Source organism: Hydrogenophaga sp. FG152 (assembly GCF_057809615.1).
In genome coordinates this window covers 70,438-88,476 of the sequence record NZ_JBMDKH010000019.1, presented here as the reverse complement: position 1 = coordinate 88,476, position 18,039 = coordinate 70,438, and the positions used below count along the sequence as shown (strand labels likewise).

The 18,039-nt window shown below is 70.6% G+C and carries 17 protein-coding genes; 8 read left to right on the top strand and 9 right to left on the bottom strand.

All coding sequences use genetic code 11. The features are described from left to right. Positions 1–11 precede the first annotated feature (11 nt). Genes kdpB through kdpE form a run of 5 tightly spaced genes read left to right on the top strand, consistent with a single transcriptional unit; the run spans position 12 to position 6,294 of the window. The gene (gene kdpB, locus ACODTB_RS21085) at positions 12–2,090 is read left to right on the top strand and encodes a potassium-transporting ATPase subunit KdpB (protein ID WP_488929708.1); all 2,079 of its coding nucleotides are present in this window, start codon (positions 12–14) and stop codon (positions 2,088–2,090) included. A 19-nt stretch (positions 2,091–2,109) separates the two neighbouring features. Beyond that, the gene (gene kdpC / locus ACODTB_RS21080; RefSeq protein WP_291119052.1) at positions 2,110–2,724 is read left to right on the top strand and encodes a potassium-transporting ATPase subunit KdpC; all 615 of its coding nucleotides are present in this window, start codon (positions 2,110–2,112) and stop codon (positions 2,722–2,724) included. Further along, positions 2,721–2,876 (top strand): hypothetical protein, encoded by a 156-nt coding sequence (locus ACODTB_RS21075; protein ID WP_291119051.1) that lies wholly within the window; start codon positions 2,721–2,723, stop codon positions 2,874–2,876. The genes kdpC and ACODTB_RS21075 overlap by 4 nt, the downstream gene beginning before the upstream one ends. Positions 2,877–2,896: 20 nt before the next feature. After that, positions 2,897–5,605, top strand: a complete 2,709-nt coding sequence (locus ACODTB_RS21070; protein ID WP_291119048.1) for a DUF4118 domain-containing protein — start codon at positions 2,897–2,899, stop codon at positions 5,603–5,605. After that, on the top strand, positions 5,602–6,294 hold the full coding sequence (kdpE, locus tag ACODTB_RS21065; RefSeq protein ID WP_291119045.1) for a two-component system response regulator KdpE: 693 nt from the start codon (positions 5,602–5,604) through the stop codon (positions 6,292–6,294). The genes ACODTB_RS21070 and kdpE overlap by 4 nt, the downstream gene beginning before the upstream one ends. Here the strand turns inward: kdpE and ACODTB_RS21060 are convergent. The 7 genes from ACODTB_RS21060 to ACODTB_RS21030 all read right to left on the bottom strand — a co-directional run bounded on the left by ACODTB_RS21060 (position 6,276) and on the right by ACODTB_RS21030 (position 12,317). After that, positions 6,276–7,079 (bottom strand): ABC transporter ATP-binding protein, encoded by an 804-nt coding sequence (locus ACODTB_RS21060; RefSeq protein WP_291119042.1) that lies wholly within the window; start codon positions 7,077–7,079, stop codon positions 6,276–6,278. The two genes, kdpE and ACODTB_RS21060, sit on opposite strands and share 19 nt — an antisense overlap. Next, complete coding sequence (locus ACODTB_RS21055) at positions 7,076–8,050, bottom strand: FecCD family ABC transporter permease (RefSeq protein WP_488929707.1); 975 nt, start codon at positions 8,048–8,050, stop codon at positions 7,076–7,078. The genes ACODTB_RS21060 and ACODTB_RS21055 overlap by 4 nt, the downstream gene beginning before the upstream one ends. Positions 8,051–8,136: 86 nt before the next feature. After that, complete coding sequence (locus ACODTB_RS21050) at positions 8,137–9,183, bottom strand: iron ABC transporter substrate-binding protein (RefSeq protein WP_291119038.1); 1,047 nt, start codon at positions 9,181–9,183, stop codon at positions 8,137–8,139. Further along, positions 9,170–9,976: a molybdate ABC transporter substrate-binding protein gene (locus tag ACODTB_RS21045; protein WP_291119036.1), complete on the bottom strand. Its 807-nt coding sequence runs from the start codon at positions 9,974–9,976 to the stop codon at positions 9,170–9,172. Before ACODTB_RS21045 ends, ACODTB_RS21050 begins: the two co-directional genes overlap by 14 nt. A 6-nt stretch (positions 9,977–9,982) precedes the next feature. Continuing rightward, positions 9,983–10,765 (bottom strand): ABC transporter substrate-binding protein, encoded by a 783-nt coding sequence (locus tag ACODTB_RS21040; protein ID WP_291119153.1) that lies wholly within the window; start codon positions 10,763–10,765, stop codon positions 9,983–9,985. A 32-nt stretch (positions 10,766–10,797) separates the two neighbouring features. After that, on the bottom strand, positions 10,798–11,568 hold the full coding sequence (locus ACODTB_RS21035; RefSeq protein ID WP_488929706.1) for an ATP-binding cassette domain-containing protein: 771 nt from the start codon (positions 11,566–11,568) through the stop codon (positions 10,798–10,800). A gap of 11 nt (positions 11,569–11,579) precedes the next feature. Continuing rightward, positions 11,580–12,317 carry an ABC transporter permease gene (locus ACODTB_RS21030; protein ID WP_291119030.1) on the bottom strand — a complete coding sequence of 246 codons (738 nt, stop codon included), beginning with the start codon at positions 12,315–12,317 and terminating at the stop codon, positions 11,580–11,582. Positions 12,318–12,440: 123 nt separating this feature from the next. On the opposite strand from ACODTB_RS21030, the gene ACODTB_RS21025 reads away from it, so the two are divergent. Continuing rightward, positions 12,441–13,550: a substrate-binding domain-containing protein gene (locus ACODTB_RS21025; protein WP_488929705.1), complete on the top strand. Its 1,110-nt coding sequence runs from the start codon at positions 12,441–12,443 to the stop codon at positions 13,548–13,550. On the opposite strand, the gene ACODTB_RS21020 is transcribed toward ACODTB_RS21025, so the two are convergent. After that, a complete protein-coding gene (locus ACODTB_RS21020; RefSeq protein WP_291113200.1) occupies positions 13,551–14,144 on the bottom strand; it encodes a nitroreductase family protein in 594 nt (197 codons plus the stop codon). Between the two features lie 11 nt (positions 14,145–14,155). Beyond that, positions 14,156–15,370 (bottom strand): bifunctional phosphopantothenoylcysteine decarboxylase/phosphopantothenate--cysteine ligase CoaBC, encoded by a 1,215-nt coding sequence (coaBC, locus tag ACODTB_RS21015; protein WP_291113198.1) that lies wholly within the window; start codon positions 15,368–15,370, stop codon positions 14,156–14,158. Between the two features lie 114 nt (positions 15,371–15,484). Here coaBC and pyrG point away from each other — a divergent pair, with 114 nt between their 5' ends. Next, positions 15,485–17,158 carry a CTP synthase gene (gene pyrG, locus ACODTB_RS21010; RefSeq protein ID WP_291113196.1) on the top strand — a complete coding sequence of 558 codons (1,674 nt, stop codon included), beginning with the start codon at positions 15,485–15,487 and terminating at the stop codon, positions 17,156–17,158. A 23-nt stretch (positions 17,159–17,181) separates the two neighbouring features. Then, positions 17,182–18,039 (top strand): 3-deoxy-8-phosphooctulonate synthase, encoded by an 858-nt coding sequence (kdsA, locus tag ACODTB_RS21005; protein ID WP_291113194.1) that lies wholly within the window; start codon positions 17,182–17,184, stop codon positions 18,037–18,039.

The window sequence follows — 18,039 nt, the reverse complement described above, 5'->3', positions numbered from 1 at the left end:
GCCTCATCACCATGACCCGCACAACCCTGACCCTGTTCGACCCGGCGCTGGTGCGCCCGGCCCTGCTCGACGCCGTGCGCAAGCTCGACCCCCGCGTGCAGCGCCGCAACCCCGTGATGTTCGTCGTCTACGTGGGCAGCGCGTTCACCACCGCGCTCGCCTTCGCCCGGCCCGAGGGCTTCACCATCGCGGTGGCGCTCTGGCTGTGGTTCACCGTGCTGTTCGCCAATTTCGCCGAAGCACTGGCCGAAGGCCGCAGCAAAGCACAGGCCGCCGCGCTGCGCGGACTCAAGCGCCAGACCTGGTCCAAGAAGCTCGAGGGCAGCTACGACCGCCAAACACCCCGCACGGCCATGAAGTGGCTGCCACTGGAAGCCGACAACCTGCGCAAGGGCGACGTGGTGCTGGTCGAGGCCGGTGACACGGTGCCGGCCGACGGCGAGGTGATCGACGGCGTGGCCTCGGTGGATGAGAGCGCCATCACCGGCGAGTCAGCTCCGGTCATCCGCGAATCGGGTGGCGACTTCTCGGCCGTGACCGGCGGCACGCGCGTGCTGTCCGACTGGGTCGTGGTGCGCGTCTCGGTCAACCCCGGCGAGACCTTCGTGGACCGCATGATCGCGATGGTGGAGAACGCCAAGCGGCAGAAGACGCCGAACGAGATCGCGCTGACCATCCTGCTGGTGGCGCTGACCATCGTGTTCCTCGGCGTGGTCGCCACGCTGCTGCCCTTCTCGTCCTTCAGCGTGCAAGCCAGTGGCGCGGGACAGCCGGTGAGCCTGGTGGTGCTGGTCGCGCTGCTCGTGTGCCTGATCCCGACCACCATCGCCGGCCTGCTCAGCGCCATTGGCGTGGCCGGCATGAGCCGGCTGATGCAGGCCAACGTGATCGCCACCTCGGGCCGCGCGGTGGAAGCCGCCGGCGACGTGGACGTGCTGCTGCTGGACAAGACCGGCACCATCACGCTGGGCAACCGCCAGGCCAGCACCTTCCTGCCGGCGCCCGGCGTCCAGGAGGCTGCCCTGGCCGACGCCGCGCAGCTCGCCTCGCTGGCCGACGAGACGCCCGAAGGCCGCAGCATCGTGGTGCTGGCCAAGCAGAAGTTCCAGCTGCGCGAGCGCGAGGTGGAAGCCCTGGGTGCGAGCTTCGTGCACTTCACCGCGCAGACGCGCATGAGCGGGGTGGACCTGCAATCCCCTGATGGCAAAGGCCGCACGCTGCGCAAGGGCGCGGCCGACGCGATCCGCCGGCATGTGGAGTCGCTGGGCGGCGCCTTCCCCTCCCACGTGCAGGCCACGGTGGACGAGGTCTCGCGCCGCGGCAGCACGCCACTGGTGGTGAGTGAGCGCGACCGCGTGCTCGGTGTGGTCGAGCTCAAGGACGTGGTCAAGGGCGGCATCAAGGAGCGTTTCGCCGAGCTGCGGCGCATGGGCATCAAGACCGTGATGGTCACCGGCGACAACCGCCTGACCGCCGCGGCGATCGCCGCCGAGGCCGGCGTGGACGACTTCCTGGCCGAGGCCACGCCCGAGGCCAAGCTCAGGCTGATCCGGGAACACCAGGCGCAGGGCCGGCTGGTGGCCATGACCGGCGACGGCACCAACGACGCGCCCGCGCTGGCCCAGGCCGACGTGGCCGTGGCCATGAACACCGGCACGCAGGCCGCCAAGGAGGCCGGCAACATGGTCGACCTCGACAGCAACCCAACCAAGCTGATCGAGATCGTGGAGACCGGCAAGCAGATGCTGATGACGCGCGGCTCGCTCACCACCTTCAGCATCGCCAACGACATCGCCAAGTACTTCGCCATCGTGCCCGCGGCCTTCGTCACCACCTACCCGCAGCTCTCGGCGCTCAACGTGATGCAACTGGCCAGCCCCGACTCGGCCATTCTCTCGGCGGTGATCTTCAACGCGCTGATCATCGTCGTGCTCATCCCGCTGGCGCTCAAGGGCGTGCGCTACCGCGCGGTCGGCGCGGCCTCGCTGCTGCGCCGCAACCTGGCCCTCTACGGCCTGGGCGGCATCGTGGTGCCCTTCATCGGCATCAAGGCCATCGACCTGCTGCTCTCGGCCATCGGCTTCGCCTGAACACCCCCAAGGATTTGCCATGAACCCCACCACCACCCCATCCCCATCTCCCACCGATACCGAGCCGGTGTGGCGCCCGGCCCTCGTGCTGTTCGTGCTGCTGAGCCTGGTCACCGGTCTGCTCTACCCCTTCTTCGTCACTGGCGTGGCGCAGACGGTGTTTCCCCACCAGGCCAACGGCAGCCTGATCGAGCGCCAGGGCCAGGCCGTGGGCTCCGAGCTCATCGGCCAGCCCTTCGCCCAGGCCGGGCACTTCTGGGGCCGCCCCTCGGCCACCGGGCCGATGGCCTACAACGCCAGCGCCTCCAGCGGCTCCAACCTCGGCCCCAACCACCCCGCGCTGGCCGAGGCCGTGAAGGCCCGCCTCGACGCCTTGCGCGCGGCCGACCCGGGCAACACGGCGCCGGTGCCGGTGGACCTGGTCACCGCCTCCGCCAGCGGCCTGGACCCGCACATCAGCCTGGCCGGCGCGCGCTACCAGGTGGCGCGCGTGGCGCGCTCTCGTGGCCTCGCCCCCGGGCAGGTGAACGCGCTGGTGGAGCAGCACACCGAGACCAGCCTGTTCGGCTTCCTGGGCGAGCCGCGCGTGAACGTGCTGGCCCTCAACCTCGCGCTCGACGCGCAGCGGCCATGAACGGCGGCTGGCTGGAGCCAGTGCTGGCGTTCGGGGCCATCGTGCTGCCCCTGCTGCTGGCCTGGTGGCTGGTGGCGCGCGGGGCGCAGCGCCCCCGGCAGCGCAAGCGCCGCTCGGGCGACAATGGCAGCCACCCGCGCGACCCTTCCTGACGCGCCGGCCCCGCCACCCCATGCCCGACTCCTCCCGCCCCGACCCGGATGCCCTGCTTGCGCGGGTGCAGCAGGAAGAAGCCCGCGCGCGCCGGGGCAGCCTGAAGATCTTCTTCGGCGCCTCGGCCGGCGTGGGCAAGACCTACGCCATGCTCTCGGCCGCGCGCGCGGCCCTGCTCCAGGGCACGCCGGTCACCATCGGCGTGGTGGAAACGCACGGAAGGCCCGAGACCGAGGCGCTTGCGCGCGGCCTGCCGCGCCTGCCGCTCCAGGCCGTGGCCTACCGGGGCCACCAGTTGCACGAGTTCGATCTCGATGCCGCGCTGGCCTTCGGGGAGCAGCACCCCGGGCAGGCCCTCGTGCTGCTCGACGAACTGGCCCACAGCAATGTGGCGGGCACACGCCACCTCAAGCGCTGGCAGGATGCCGAGGAAATGCTGGCGGCTGGCATCGACGTGTGGTCGACGATGAACGTGCAGCACCTGGAGAGCCTCAACGACATCGTCAGCGGCATCACCGGCATCCGCGTCTGGGAGACCGTGCCCGATCGCTTCTTCGACGGCGCCGACGAGGTGGTGGTGGTCGACCTGCCGCCCGATGAACTGCTGGAGCGACTGAAGGCCGGCAAGGTCTACCTGCCGCAAGGCGACGACCAGCGCGCCGAACGCGCGGCGGCCAACTTCTTCCGCAAGGGCAACCTGCTGGCGCTGCGCGAACTCGCGCTGCGCCGCACCGCCGACCGGGTGGACGACGAGATGCGCGCCTACCGGCGCGGCGGTGCAGACAAGCCTGTCTGGCCCAACCGCGAGGCCCTGCTGGCCGGCGTGGGGCCGGGCGCGCACGGCGAGAAGGTGGTGCGCAGCACGGCGCGCATGGCCGCCCAGCTCGACGTGCCCTGGCACGCCGTGCACGTGGAGACCCCGGGGCACCCGATGGCCGAGGCCACGCAGCGCACGCTGCGCCTGGCCGAATCGCTGGGCGCGAGCACCGCCACGCTGTCCTCCACGGACACCGCCACCGCCCTCGTGCGCCACGCGCGCGAACACAACCTGGCGCGGCTGGTGCTCGGCCGCCGCCGCGCGCGCCGCTGGCCCTGGCAGCGCAGCCTGGCCGAGCGGGTGGCCGAGCGCGCCGACGACCTGGACCTGGTGCAAGTCGGCTTGCCGGCGGCGCCCGCCGACGCCGCGCCTGCCGCGCGCGCCGAACCCGGCGAGGGCCGCTGGCGCGGCTACCTCTGGGCCGCCGCCATCTGCCTGCTCATGGCCCTGCTCGCAATGCCGCTGCGCGACCTGCTGGAGCGCAGCAACATCGTCATGCTGTTCCTGCTCGTGGTGGTCGGCGTGGCCCTGGCGCTGGGGCGCGGGCCGGCCGTGCTCGCCGCCTTCCTGGGCGTGGGGCTGTTCGACTTTTTGTTCGTGCCGCCCTTCCACGACTTCGCGGTGAGCGATGTGGAGTACCTCGTCACCTTCGGCGTGATGCTGGTGGTGGCGCTGGTGGTGGGCCAGCTCACGGCCGGCCTCAAGCAGCAGGCCGAGGCCGCCACGCAGCGCGAGCACCGCGTGCGCAGCCTGTACGACATGTCGCGCGACCTCTCGGCCGCGCTGCTGGCCGCGCAAGTGGCCGAGATCGGCGCGCGTTTTCTCACCGGCGAGTTCGGTGCGCGGTCGGCGCTGCTGGTGGCCGACGAGCACGACCGGCTGCAGGCCCTCGATGGCGGCAGCGCGCCAGTGGACACCGCGGTGGCGCAATGGGCCTTCGAGCGCGGCGAGGAAGCCGGGCGCGGCACCGACACCCTGCCCGCCAGCGCCTGCCTGGTGCTGCCCCTGAAAGCGCCCATGCGAGTGCGCGGCGTGCTGGTGATCGAGCCGCCCGGCGGGCGTCCCTGGGGCATCGAACAGCGCCGCCTGCTGCAGACCTGCGCCTCGCTGCTGGCCATCTCGCTCGAGCGCATCCACTACATCGAGGTGGCGCAGAGCAGCACGGTGCAGATCGAGTCCGAGCGGCTGCGCAACTCGCTGCTCTCGGCGATCTCGCACGACCTGCGCACGCCCCTGGCCTCGCTGGTGGGCCTGGCCGACGCGCTCGAACTCACGCCGCCCGCGCTCAGCGAGGCGCAACGCGAGGTGGCGGGCGCCATGCGGCAATCGGCCCAGCGCATGAACGCCCTGGTCAACAACCTGCTCGACATGGCCCGCCTGCAGGCCGGCGCGGTGCAGCTCAACCGCGCCTGGCAACCGCTGGAAGAGGTGGTGGGCAGCGCCCTCGCCGCCTGCGGGCCCCTGCTGGCCGGGCGCGACATCCGCGTGGACCTGCCTGACGGCCTGCCCCTGCTGCACCTGGACACGGTGCTGATCGAACGCGTGCTGGTGAATCTGCTGGAGAACGCCACCAAATACACGCCGGCGGGCAGCGCCATCCAGGTCACCGCGCGCGAGCGCAGCGACAGCGTGGTGATCCTGGTCGACGACCACGGCCCCGGCCTGCCCAAGGGACACGAGGCGCGCGTGTTCGAGAAGTTCGAACGCGGCCAGCGCGAGAGCGCCCTGCCCGGCGTCGGCCTGGGGCTGGCGATCTGCCGCGCCATCGTGCAGGCGCATGGTGGCACCATCGAGGGCCACAACCGCGAGTCGGGCGGTGCCGTGTCGGGCGCCCGCTTCGTCATCACCCTGCCCCGGGGCACACCGCCCGCCGACCTGGGCACGCAGACCGAGGACGCGCCCCCGCCATGAGCACCGCCGGCAGCCAGATCCTGATCGTCGAAGACGAGGCCCACATCCGCCGCTTCGTGCGCCTGGCGCTGGAGGCCGAGGGCCACACCGTGCACGAGGCCGAGAACTACCAGCGCGGCCTGATCGAGGCCGGCACGCGCCGGCCCGATCTGGTGGTGCTGGACCTGGGCCTGCCCGATGGCGATGGCGTGGACCTCATCCGCGAGCTGCGCCAGTGGTCGGCCATGCCGGTGATCGTGCTCTCGGCGCGCAGCGCCGAAGCCAGCAAGATCGCCGCACTCGACGCGGGCGCGGACGACTACCTTGTCAAGCCCTTCGGCGCGGGCGAACTCGGCGCGCGCGTGCGCGCCCAGCTGCGCCGCCACCAGCAGCAGACGCCGGGCGGCGCGCCGCAGATCGTGTTCGGCGAGGTGCGCATCGACCTCGTGCGCCGCGTGGTGGAGCGCGCGGGCGAGGCGCTGCACCTCACCCCCATCGAATACAAGCTGCTCACACACCTGGCCTCGCAGCCCGACCGCGTGATCACGCACGCGCAGCTGCTCAAGGCCGTGTGGGGCCCCGGCCACCTGGAGGACTCGCACTACGTGCGCGTGCACATGGCCAACCTGCGCAAGAAGATCGAGGCACAGCCTTCGATGCCGCGCCACCTGATCACCGAGACCGGCATCGGCTACCGCTTCGTGGCCTGATCGGGCTCGAACGCCGGCAGGAACACCGGCAGACCGCCACCCGCGTCGTCCACCTGGTGCACACCCGCGCGGTAGAGCGCGCGCAGGCCCTCGGCCTCGATCACCTGCCCCACCGCGCCTTCGCCCAGCACCTGGCCTTCGCGCATCAGCAGCGCGCGGTCGGCGCAGCGCAAGGCCTGGTTGGGGTCGTGCGTGGTGAACAGCACCGCCAGGCCTTCGCGCGCCAGGCCGCGGATGGCGCGCATCACCAGGCCCTGGTTGCCGAAGTCCAGGCTGGCGGTGGGTTCGTCGAGCAGCACGGCCTGCGGCTGCTGCGCCAGCGCGCGGGCGATCAGCACCAGCTGGCGTTCGCCGCCGCTGACCTCGTGCACCGAGCGCGCGGCCAGGTGTGCGATGCCCAGGCGCTCCAGCGCCTGCAACGCGATGGCGCGGTCTTTCGCGCCAGACCGCGCGATCAGACCCAGGTGCGAGGTGCGGCCCATCAGCACCATCTCGAGCGCGGTGAAACCGAAGGTGCTGGCCTGGCCCTGGGGCACATAGGCCACCACGCATGCGCGCTCGGCCAATGGCCAGGCCGCAAGCGCGCGGCCCTGCAGGCGCACCGAACCCGCCAGCGCGGGCAGCAGCCCGAGCACGGTCTTGAGCAGCGTGGTCTTGCCGCAGCCGTTGGGGCCGAGCAGCGCGAGCACCTCGCCGCCCTTCAGCGAAAGCGAGAGGCCCGAGCCCACCACGCGGCCGGGGTAGCCCGCGCTCAGGCCGTCGGCGTGCAGCAGAGGCACCGTCATGTCCATCCTCGCGAAGCGCGGCGCAGCAGCACGATGAAGAACGGCGAGCCGATCAGCGCGGTGAGGATGCCCAGCGGGATCTCCACCGGCGCCAGGGTGCGCGCCAGCGTGTCGATGAGCAGCAGCAGGCCGCCGCCGAGCACGGCCGAGGTGGGCAGCAGGCGCACGAACGAGGGCCCGACGAGAAAGCGCGCGAGGTGCGGCACGACCAGCCCGACCCAGCCCACGATGCCGGCGGCCGCCACACTCGCGGCCGTGACCAGCGTGGCGGCGGCGACGATCAGAAGGCGCAGGCCGGTGGTGCGCGCACCCAGCGAGCGCGCTTCGTCCTCGGGCAGCGACATCACGTCCATGCGCCAGCGCAGCAGCAACAGCACCACCGTGCCCAGCGCCACCGGCCCGATCAGCGAAGGCAGGTCGTCGGCGTGCGCGCCGGCCAGGCTGCCTAGCAGCCAGAAGGTCATGGCGGGCAGCTGGTTGTAGGGGTCGGCCAGCACCTTGACCAGGCCGATGCCCGCGCCCAGCAGCGAGCCGATGACGATGCCCGCGAGCAGCAGCACCAGCACCGGGTCGCCGTGCCGCACGGTGGCGCCCACGCCATACACCAGGGCCACCGCGAGCAGGCCGCCCGCGAACGCGGCCATCTGGATGCCGAACACGCCGAACGAGAAGAAGATGCCCAGCACCGCGCCCAGCGCCGCGCCGGCCGAGGCGCCGAGGATGTCGGGCGAGACCAGCGGGTTGCGGAACAGCCCCTGGAAGGCAGCGCCGGCCACCGCCAGCGCCGCGCCCACCGCGAGGGCGGCGAGTGCGCGCGGCCCGCGCACCTGCAGCACGATGGTCTGCACCTGCTCGTTGGGCGCGGGGTCGCCCTGCAGCAGCGACGCCACGAGCTGCGCGAGGTCGGACAAGGGTATGTCGATGCGGCCCTGCGTGAGCGCGAGCAACAGGCCGGCAACGAGCACGAGCACAGCCCAAGAGACACCGCCGGGCCGGCTTTGCCGGACGGCTGGTGTCGCCCCCTCGAGGGGGTCGCGCGAAGCGCGGCGGGGGTGTTTCACTGCTCTCGTCCTGCCAGCACGCGCTGCACCTGCGCGGGCGTGAGATCGACCTGGTAGAAGAGCTGGTAGAAATCGCGCGCGATCGCGCCCAGGTCCTCGGGGAACAGCGCGGGAAACACCTTGCTGCCCAGCCACCACAGGCCCGGCAGGCGGTTCACGCTGGGCGGGAAGTCGATCCAGCCGAACGGCAGCTTGGGCGAGAGGTGCACGCGAGCGTTCTTCACCGCGCTCACGCCGCGCCACAGCGGGTTGTTGTGCACGGTCTGCGCGAACGTCTGGTCGATGGTGACGATCACCTCCGGGTCCCAGGCCAGCACCTGTTCGATCGACACCGTGGCCAGGCCCCCTTGCAGGCCGGCGGCCACGTGGCGAATGCCCATGGCCTCGAACATCTCGACGTTGATGGATCCACCCAGGCCGGTCTCCAGCCCCTCGGGGCCGCGCGCGAAGTACACGCGGGGTTGTGCGGTCGCGCGCGCCACGCGTTCGCGCACCGTGCGCAGCGTGTCGGCGGTGTAGCGGGCCAGCCGCGCTGCGCGGTCGGTGCGGCCAGTGAGTTCGCCCAGCAGGGTGTAGCCCTGCGCCGTGGCCTCCAGCCGGCCGTCGAGCAGCGCATACGGAATGCCGGTCTGCGCCTGCACGCGGTCGGCGAGTTCGACGAAGGTCTTGCGCGTGGAGCCGGCGTCCACGATCAGGTCGGGCTTGCTGGCCAGCAATTGCTCCAGGTTGGTGGTGTTGCCGCGCCCGGTGAGCCGCCCCACCTCGGGCCGGTTGCCGATGCCGGGCAACAGGAATTCGAGCTCTGGGCCGCGGTTGGCGCGCGGCCAGCCGATGAGCGCATCGGGTGCCAGCGTGTAGAGCCAGATGGCCGCCGGCGGACCAGCCGGGAAGATGCGCTGCACCCGAGCCGGCACGTTGACGCGCCGGTTGGCGCCGTCGACCACGCTGCGCGTGCCTTGTGCCCACGCCGGCAGGCAGGCGCCCAGGCCGGCGGCGATCAGCAGATCGCGCCGGCGCGGGGCGGCTTGGTCAGGGCTTTCCAAAGCCGTAACGCGCGAACGTGGCTTGCGCGGGCGGCGCCAGCAGGGCTTGGGCGAAGGCCTCGGCCTGCGCGGGAGCCCCTTGCCGCACCGTGAGGCCATACGACGCCCCCACCTGCAATTCCACCGGCACTTGCACCACCTTCAGGCGCGGGACTTCCTTCTGCGACGCCACGGCGTTGGTGCAGTACGTCAGGAACACATCGGCCTGGCCCTGGTCCATCACCCAGGCGTACGTGCCCTGGCCGGCCGGTGGCTTGGGCGAATCCGGGCCACCGGTGAGCTTGAGGGCCTTGGCATCGAGCGCCGCGTAGGCGCCAGCGCGCACCTGGTCGGCCTTGCGGAACAACGCCCACGCATAGTCGCCCGACGGATCGGCCTTGGGCGTGGACGTGCCCAGCTTCACCGCCGGGTTGAGCAGGGTGGTCAGCAAGGTCTGCGGCGTGGCGTTCACGTTCGCCTGCGTCAGCGCACACAGGCTGTTGCGAACGAACACGGTGTGCGGCGCCCAGCCGCCCGCAGCGGCGAGGCGCTGCGGGTGCTGCGTGTCGGCCGAGGCGAACACCATCGCGCCCTCGCCCTTCTCGATGCGCTCGCGCAGCAAGCCCGAGGCACCGAACGTCAGCGCGATTTTCTGACCGGTGCGCGCCTCGTGATCGCGCGCGATCTCGGTGAGCACCTCGCGCAGGCTGCCGGCGGCGTAGACCTGAAGGGGTTCTTTCATCGGCGCCACCTCAGGAGCGGCACAGCCGATCAGCATGGCCAGGGCAACGGCCGTCAGGCTGGCGCGGTGCATCGCGCTTCACTTCGCCGCGTTCGGGAAAAAGAGCTGCTCGCCACCGATCTTGTAGCTGGCGATCGCCGCCTGACCGGCCGGGCCGGTGACCCAGTCCACGAACTTCTGGCCTTCAGCCGTTTTCACCTGCGGGTGCTTGGCCGCGCTCACCAGCATCACGCCGTACTGGTTGAACAGGCGCTTGTCGCCCTCCACCAGCACCGCGAGGTCGGCGCGGTTCTTGAAGTTGAGCCAGGTGCCGCGGTCGGACAGCACATAGCCCCCGCTGCTGGCGCCGATGTTGAGCGCCGGGCCCATGCCGCAACCGCATTCCTTGTAGCCCGTGCCCTTGTTGGCCTCGCTGTCGGCCATCTTCCAGAAGCGCAGCTCGGCCGCGTGCGTGCCGCTCTTGTCGCCGCGCGAGATGAATTCGGTGTTGGAGCTGGCGATCTTCTTGAGCGCGGCCACGATGTCGTCGCCCTTGGTCTTGGCGGGATCGGCCTTGGGGCCGATCAGCACGAAGTCGTTGTACATGACCTCCTGGCGCCCGGCCGAGAAGCCGTCGGCGACGAACTTCTCTTCGGCCACCTTGTCGTGCACGAACAGCACGTCGGCATCGCCCCGGCGCGCCATGTCGATCGCCTGCCCGGTGCCGAGCGCGACCACCTTCACGTCGATGCCGCTGGCCTTCTTGAACTCCGGCAGCAGGAAGGAGAACAGGCCCGACTGCTCGGTGGAGGTGGTCGAGGCCACCACGATGCTCTGGGCGAGCGCACCGGCGCTGGCCAGCAGGCCTGCGGTGCCCAGCACGGCGGTGAGGGTGAGGTGGCGGAAGGTGGTGTTCACAGGCTTTCTCCTTGGACAAACAAATGGGCCTGCGGGCACAGGGACCGCAGGAGATCGTGGTTGAAAAAATCGTTCACGGGCAGGTCGGCCAGCAGGCGGCCTTTTTCGAGGTACACGACTCGGCTGGCCAGGCGCTTGACCTGGCCGAGGTTGTGGCTGCTGAAGACCAGCGTGGTGGGTTTGCCCGTGGGTTGGCCGGCCACATCGCGCCGGCCGGCGGCGGTGAACTCGGCGATCAGCGCTTCCACCTCGCGCTTGGCGTGCGGGTCCAGGCTGGCGGTGGGCTCGTCGAGCAGCCACACGGCCGGGCGCAGCGCCCAGGCCCGCGCCAGCGCCAGCCGCTGCTGCTGGCCGCCGGAGAGCGCGCGCCCGCTGCGCTCGGCCAGGTGGCCCATCTCCACGCGCTCCAGCGCCTGCAGGGCCAGCGCGCGCGTCTGGCGCGCGGGCACGCCCTGCAGCCACAGGCCGAGCTGGATGTTGCGCCGCGCGCTCATGCGCAGCATGTGCGGCCGCTGGAACAGCATGGCCACGCGCTGGTGCGCGGGCGTGTGCAGCTCGCCCGCGCTGGGGCGCTGCAACCCGTGCAGGGTGCGCAGCAGCGTGCTCTTGCCGCTGCCGTTGGCCCCGACCAGCGCCACGCGCTCGCCCTCTTCAATGCGCAGGAACACGTCCGTCAATGCCTGCAGGCGCGCGGCCGGGCCCAGGTGCACCTGCACGCCGCGCAACTCGAAACAGGGGGCGGGGACCACGGCGCGTTGCGCGGTCATGGGCAGCCCGCTCATGCCGCCACCAGAGGCGCCGGTGCGCTGGCCGCACCGTCGGCGCGCTCGCGCCAGCGGCTCAGCAGCGACACCAGGGCGTTGAGCAGGAGCACCACGAGCAGCAGCACCACGCCCAGGCCCAGCGCCAGCGGCAGGTCGCCCTTGCTGGTCTCCAGCGCAATGGCCGTGGTCATGACGCGCGTGAAACCTTCGATGTTGCCGCCCACGATCATCACCGCGCCCACTTCCGACACGGCACGGCCGAAGGCGGTCAGCAGCACGGTGAGCAGCGCGTAGCGCTCGTCCCAGGCCAGCAGCAGGCTGCGCAAGGCGGCGCCGGCGCCCAGCGAGGCGAGCTGCTCGCCATGGCTGCGGTCGGCGTCTTCCACCACCTGGCGCGTGAGCGCGGTCACCAGCGGCAGCACCAGCACCGTCTGCGCCAGCACCATGGCCTGGAAGCTGAACAGCCAGCCCAGGAAGCCCAGCGGCCCCGAGCGCGAGAGCAGCAGGTAGATCACCAGCCCCACCACCACCGAGGGGATGGCGAGGAAGGTGTTGAGCACGGTGAGCACCGCGCCCCGGCCAGGGAAGCGCGCGGCCGCGAGCCAGGCGCCCAGCACCAGGCCCAGGCCGCAGGCCAGCAGGCAGGCCGTGGCGCTGACCGCCAGGGAGCGCATCACCACCGCCCACAGGCCCGGGTCGCCCGAAAGAATCAGCCGCAGCGCCGTGGCCAGGCTGTCTGAAAATGTGTTCATATGTTCGGCCGAGCTTACGGGTGTGCTCCTGAATCGAGAGTACGTAATGACGCGGTATGAAATTCAATGCATAGGACACCCGCTCGCCGGAGCTGCCGGTGGTTTGGTGCAAACTCGACGTCCATGCGAAAAATCGAGCTCTCCTACACACTGACGTCACCGACGCCGGAGCGCTCGTCCCATCCCGTGCAGCTGCGCAATCCCATGATGGACGTGCTGCACGCCGTGCGCAGCAGCGGCTCGATCTCGGGTGCCGCGCGCGAGCTGGGCCTGTCGTACCGCCACGTGTGGGGCCAGTTGAAGGACTGGGAAGCCGGCCTGGGGCAGGCGCTGATCTTCTGGGAGCGGGGGCAGGCCGCGCGCCTCACGCCCTTCGGCGAGCGGCTGCTGATGGCCGAGCGGCTGGCCCAGGCGCGCCTGGGGCCCCAGATGGAGAGCCTGCGCGCCGAGCTGGAGCGCGCCTTCGCCATGGCCTTCGACGAAGGCCAGCACGCCAGTGCGGCCGATGTGCTCACGCTCTACGCCAGCCACGACCACGCGCTCACCGAACTGCAGCAGCACGCGGGCAACGCCGCGCCGCCCCTGCACCTGGACATCCGCTTCTGCGGCAGCGTGGACGCGATCCGCGCGCTCAACGAAGGGCGCTGCGAGCTGGCGGGTTTCCACACCCAGCCCTTCGCCGCCGCGGGCAGCCTGAGTGCGCGCGCCTACCGGCCGCTGCTCAAGCCCGGACTGCACAAGATCATCGGTTTCGCGCGCCGCTCGCAGGGCCTGATGGTGGCGCCGGACAACCCGCTGCGCCTGCACGACGTCGGCGACGTCTCGCGCCTGCAGGCGCGCTTCGTGAACCGCGCCATCGGCACCGGCACGCGCCTGCTGCTCGACGAGCTGCTGGCGCAGGCCATGTTGTTGCCCATGGACGTCGTGGGCTACCACAACGTGGAAAGCTCGCATGCCGCCGTGGCGCAGGCCGTGGCCAGCGGCAGCGCGGACGTGGGCCTGGGCACCGAGTACGCGGCGCGATCCCGGGGCCTGGACTTCGTGCCCCTGACCGAGGAGCGGTACCTGCTGGTGTGCCTCAAGAGCGCACTGGAGCAGCCCGCCATGCAGCGCCTGCTGAAAAGCCTGCGCAGCGGGGCCTGGCAGGAGCGGCTGAACGCCCTGCCCGGTTATGCGACCGACCATTGCGGCGAGGTCGCAGCGATGAAGCGCCTCTTGCCCTGGTGGGACTGATCAGACAGACGACCAGTCCCGCAAGACAGCCACCGGATCGGGCTTGCTGAATTTGGGCGAACCCGGCTTGCTCGGCGTGCCCAGCACCACCCAGCCCACCAGCTGTTCCCCGGGCTCGCAGAACGCGGCCACCACCGGTGCGGCGCGCACCTTGGCACCCGAGAGCATCTTGCCGCCGTAGCCCAGCGCGTGCGCGGCGTTCAGGAAGTTGGTGAGCGCGCCGCCCACGGTCATCCACTGTTCGTGCAGCGTGGCCACCGGGTGGCCGGGGTCGATGCGCGCGATCACCGCCACCAGCAGCGGGGCGTTCAGCGCACGGCCCCGGTCCAGCGACGCCTCTGCCGGGTTTTTCCCGGCCAGAACAGCGGCCTGCTCGAACAGGTCGGCCAGGCGCTCGCGCGCCTCGCCCCGCACCGCCGCGAAGCGGAACGGCACCAGACCGGCGTGATCCGGCGCGCGCAGAGCGGCCTCGGCCATGCGGTGCAGCGCGTCCAGGGACGGGGCGGGCCCTTCCAGGTGCCTGGCGCCCACCGAGAAGCGGCTCAGCAAGCCCGCCAGCAACGCATCGCCTACCGGCGCACCCATCGATCGCATGGCCAGCCAGCCTAGGTCGACAGGCGGCGCGCGATCTCGGCCACCAGTTGGCGCGCCAGCACCAGCTTGGGCGCGCGGGGCAACTCTTTCATGCCGCGCTCGTCGACCAGCAGCAGCGCGTTGTCGTCCTGGCCGAAGGTGGCCGGGCCGATGTTGCCCACCAGCAGCGGCACACCCTTGCGCTTGCGCTTGGCCTGGGCGTGTTCCTCCAGGTCGTGGCTTTCGGCGGCGAAACCCACGCAATAGAGTTCGCCGCTCTTCGCACGTGGCGAGGCCGCGATGGCGACCAGGATGTCCGGGTTCTCGACGAACGACAGCGTGGGCACCTCGCCCGAGCCGTCCTTCTTGATCTTGTGTTCCGCCGATGTCGCGGGGCGCCAGTCGGCCACCGCCGCCGCGGACACGAAGACCGTGGCGCTCGGCACCAGCAGGTCCAGGCTTTTCTGCATGTTCAGCGCCGATTTCACGTTCACCCGCCCCACGCCGCGCGGCGTGGGCAGCCCCACCGGGCCGGCCACCAGCGTGACCTGGGCGCCCGCCTCGTGGGCGGCGCGCGCGATGGCGAACCCCATCTTGCCGCTGGAGAGGTTGGTCAGGCCCCGCACCGGGTCGATGGCTTCGAATGTCGGGCCGGCGCTCACCAGCACATGCTGGCCGGCCAGCGGCTTGGGCTGGAAGAAGCGGGTGAGGTCGTAGAGCAGTTCGTCGGGCTCGAGCATGCGGCCGTCACCGGTTTCGCCACAGGCCTGCTCGCCCGCGCCCACGTCCAGCACGGTGGCGCCGTCGGCGCGCAGCTGCTTGACGTTGCGCTGGGTCGCCGGGTGGGCCCACATCTCGCGGTTCATGGCCGGCGCCAGGATCAGCGGCACCCGATCGATCGGCCGCGCCAGGCACATCAGGCTGAGCAGGTCGTCGGCCCGGCCATGCACCAGCCTGGCCATGAAGTCGGCGCTGGCCGGCGCCACCATGATGGCGTCGGCCTCGCGGCTGAGGTTGATGTGGGCCATGTTGTTGCCCGGGCGCGCGTCCCACTGCGAGGTGAACACCGGCCGGCCCGACAGCGCCTGCATGGTCACCGCGGTGGTGAACTGTTCGGCTGCCTCGGTCATGACGACCTGCACCGTCGCGCCCTCCTTGACCAGCGCCCGGCAGAGCTCGGCGGCTTTGTAACAGGCGATGCCCCCGGAGAGGCCCAGCACGATGTGTTTTCCGGCGAGGTCGTTCATGGGCGCAATGTAGCAGTTCGGGTCCGCCCCGACAGACCCCAGGGACAGCCCGGGAAGAGGCGGCCTTTATAATCGCCATTTCCACCTCCTGCGAGCAACTGGCTCGCCCGAGACATGACCAAATTTGTGTTCGTCACCGGCGGTGTGGTGTCCTCCCTGGGCAAGGGCATTGCCTCCGCATCACTGGCCGCTCTCCTCGAGTCCCGCGGCCTCAAAGTCACCCTCATCAAGCTCGACCCGTACATCAACGTGGATCCGGGCACCATGTCCCCCTTCCAGCACGGTGAGGTTTTCGTCACCGACGACGGCGCCGAGACCGACCTGGACCTGGGCCACTATGAGCGTTTCATCGAAACGCGCATGAAGAAGACCAACAACTTCACCACCGGCAAGATCTACCAGTCGGTGCTGGAGAAGGAACGCCGGGGCGACTACCTCGGCAAGACGGTGCAGGTGATCCCGCACGTCACCAACGAAATCCAGGAGTTCATCCAGCGCGGCGCGGGCATCGGCACGCCCGACGCGGTGGACGTGGCCATCGTCGAGATCGGCGGCACCGTGGGCGACATCGAGTCCCTGCCCTTCCTGGAGGCCGTGCGCCAGATGAGCCTGCGCCTGGGCCCGAACAACTCGGCCTTCGTGCACCTGAGCTACGTGCCCTGGATCGCCGCCGCCGGCGAGCTCAAGACCAAGCCCACGCAGCACACCGCCAAGGAGCTGCGCGCCATCGGCATCCAGGCCGACGCGCTGCTGTGCCGCGCCGACCGCCGCATTCCCGACGACGAGCGCGCCAAGATCTCGCTGTTCTCCAACGTGCCCGAATGGGGCGTGATCTCCATGTGGGACGTGGACACCATCTACAAGGTGCCGCGCATGCTGCACGAGCAGGGCCTGGACGGCCTGATCTGCGACAAGCTGCGCATCAACACGCCCCCGGCCAAGCTCCAGCGCTGGGACGACCTGGTGTACGAAGTCGAGCACCCGAAGCACATCGTGAAGATCGCCATGGTCGGCAAGTACGTCGACCTGTCGGACAGCTACAAGTCGCTCAACGAAGCGCTGCGCCACGCCGGCATGAAGAACCATGCCAAGGTGCAGATCGACTACATCGATTCGGAAACCATCTCGCCGGCCAACGTCGCCAAGACGCTGGGCGCGTTCGACGCCATCCTGGTGCCCGGCGGCTTCGGCAAGCGCGGCATCGAAGGCAAGATCTGCGCGGCCCGCTATGCGCGCGAGCAGAAGGTGCCCTACCTCGGCATCTGCCTGGGCATGCAGGTCGCCACCATCGAGTACGCGCGCCACGTCGCCGGCCTCAAGAACGCCAACAGCACCGAGTTCGAGCCCGACACGCCGCACCCCGTGATCGCCCTGATCACCGAGTGGAAGGACGCCGACGGCAGCATCCAGCAGCGCAGCGCCAGCTCCGACCTGGGCGGCACCATGCGCCTGGGCTCGCAAAGCTCCGACGTGGCCCCCGACACCCTGGCCCACCAGATCTACGGCCCGGTGGTCACCGAGCGCCACCGCCACCGCTACGAAGCGAACGTGAACTACCTGGACCAGTTGCGCGCGGCCGGCCTGGTGATCGCGGCGCTGACCCAGCGCGAGCAGCTCACCGAAATGATCGAGCTGCCGCAGAAGGTGCACCCCTGGTACGTGGGCGTGCAGTTCCACCCTGAGTTCAAGTCCACCCCGTGGGACGGCCACCCGCTGTTCAACGCCTATGTGAAAGCGGCACTGGTCCACCAGGGACAGACAAGCACCAAGACCCCGGTCGCGGCCTGAGCACCCCCACCGAGAGGCACCCCATGAAACTCTGCGACTTCGACATCGGCCTGGACCGGCCCTTCTTCCTGATCGCCGGGCCCTGCGTGATCGAGTCCGAGCAGTTGCAGATGGACGTGGCGGGCCAGCTCAAGGAGATCACGGGCAGCCTGGGCGTGCCCTTCATCTTCAAGAGCAGCTTCGACAAGGCCAACCGCAGCAGCGGCACCAGCTACCGCGGCCCGGGCCGCGACAAGGGCCTGGAGATCCTGGCCAAGGTCAAGCGCGAGCTCGGCGTGCCGGTGCTCACCGACGTGCACAGCGAGGACGACATCGCCGATGCGGCCAAGGTCTGCGATGTGTTGCAGACCCCCGCCTTCCTGTGCCGCCAGACCGATTTCATCCGCGCCGTCGCGCAGAGCGGCAAGCCGGTGAACATCAAGAAGGGCCAGTTCCTCGCGCCGCACGACATGAAGAACGTGATCGACAAGGCGCGCGCGGCCGCGAAGGAAGCCGGCCTGGACGAAGACAGCTTCATGGCCTGCGAGCGCGGTGCCAGCTTCGGCTACAACAACCTTGTCTCCGACATGCGCGGCCTGGCCATCATGCGCGAGACCGGTGCGCCGGTGGTGTTCGACGCCACGCACAGCGTGCAGCTGCCCGGCGGGCAGGGCACCAGCAGCGGCGGCCAGCGCGAGATGGTGCCGGTGCTGGCGCGCGCGGCGGTCGCCGTGGGCGTGGCCGGCCTGTTCATGGAAACCCACCCCGACCCGGCCAAGGCCCTGAGCGACGGGCCCAACGCCGTGCCGCTCAAGCACATGAAGGCGCTGCTGGAAACCCTGCTCGCGCTCGACACCGTGACCAAGAAGAACGGTTTCCTCGAAGACCGTTTCAACACCTGA

Coding starts and splice junctions, on each gene's coding strand:
- ACODTB_RS21060 (WP_291119042.1), bottom strand. CDS start 7,079: ATGACGGTGCCTCTGCTGCACGCCGACGGCCTGAGCGCGGGCTACCCC.
- ACODTB_RS21075 (WP_291119051.1), top strand. CDS start 2,721: ATGAACGGCGGCTGGCTGGAGCCAGTGCTGGCGTTCGGGGCCATCGTG.
- kdpC (WP_291119052.1), top strand. CDS start 2,110: ATGAACCCCACCACCACCCCATCCCCATCTCCCACCGATACCGAGCCG.
- kdpB (WP_488929708.1), top strand. CDS start 12: ATGACCCGCACAACCCTGACCCTGTTCGACCCGGCGCTGGTGCGCCCG.
- ACODTB_RS21070 (WP_291119048.1), top strand. CDS start 2,897: ATGCCCGACTCCTCCCGCCCCGACCCGGATGCCCTGCTTGCGCGGGTG.
- ACODTB_RS21030 (WP_291119030.1), bottom strand. CDS start 12,317: ATGAACACATTTTCAGACAGCCTGGCCACGGCGCTGCGGCTGATTCTT.
- kdsA (WP_291113194.1), top strand. CDS start 17,182: ATGAAACTCTGCGACTTCGACATCGGCCTGGACCGGCCCTTCTTCCTG.
- kdpE (WP_291119045.1), top strand. CDS start 5,602: ATGAGCACCGCCGGCAGCCAGATCCTGATCGTCGAAGACGAGGCCCAC.
- pyrG (WP_291113196.1), top strand. CDS start 15,485: ATGACCAAATTTGTGTTCGTCACCGGCGGTGTGGTGTCCTCCCTGGGC.
- ACODTB_RS21025 (WP_488929705.1), top strand. CDS start 12,441: ATGCGAAAAATCGAGCTCTCCTACACACTGACGTCACCGACGCCGGAG.
- ACODTB_RS21020 (WP_291113200.1), bottom strand. CDS start 14,144: ATGCGATCGATGGGTGCGCCGGTAGGCGATGCGTTGCTGGCGGGCTTG.
- ACODTB_RS21035 (WP_488929706.1), bottom strand. CDS start 11,568: ATGACCGCGCAACGCGCCGTGGTCCCCGCCCCCTGTTTCGAGTTGCGC.
- coaBC (WP_291113198.1), bottom strand. CDS start 15,370: ATGAACGACCTCGCCGGAAAACACATCGTGCTGGGCCTCTCCGGGGGC.
- ACODTB_RS21045 (WP_291119036.1), bottom strand. CDS start 9,976: ATGCACCGCGCCAGCCTGACGGCCGTTGCCCTGGCCATGCTGATCGGC.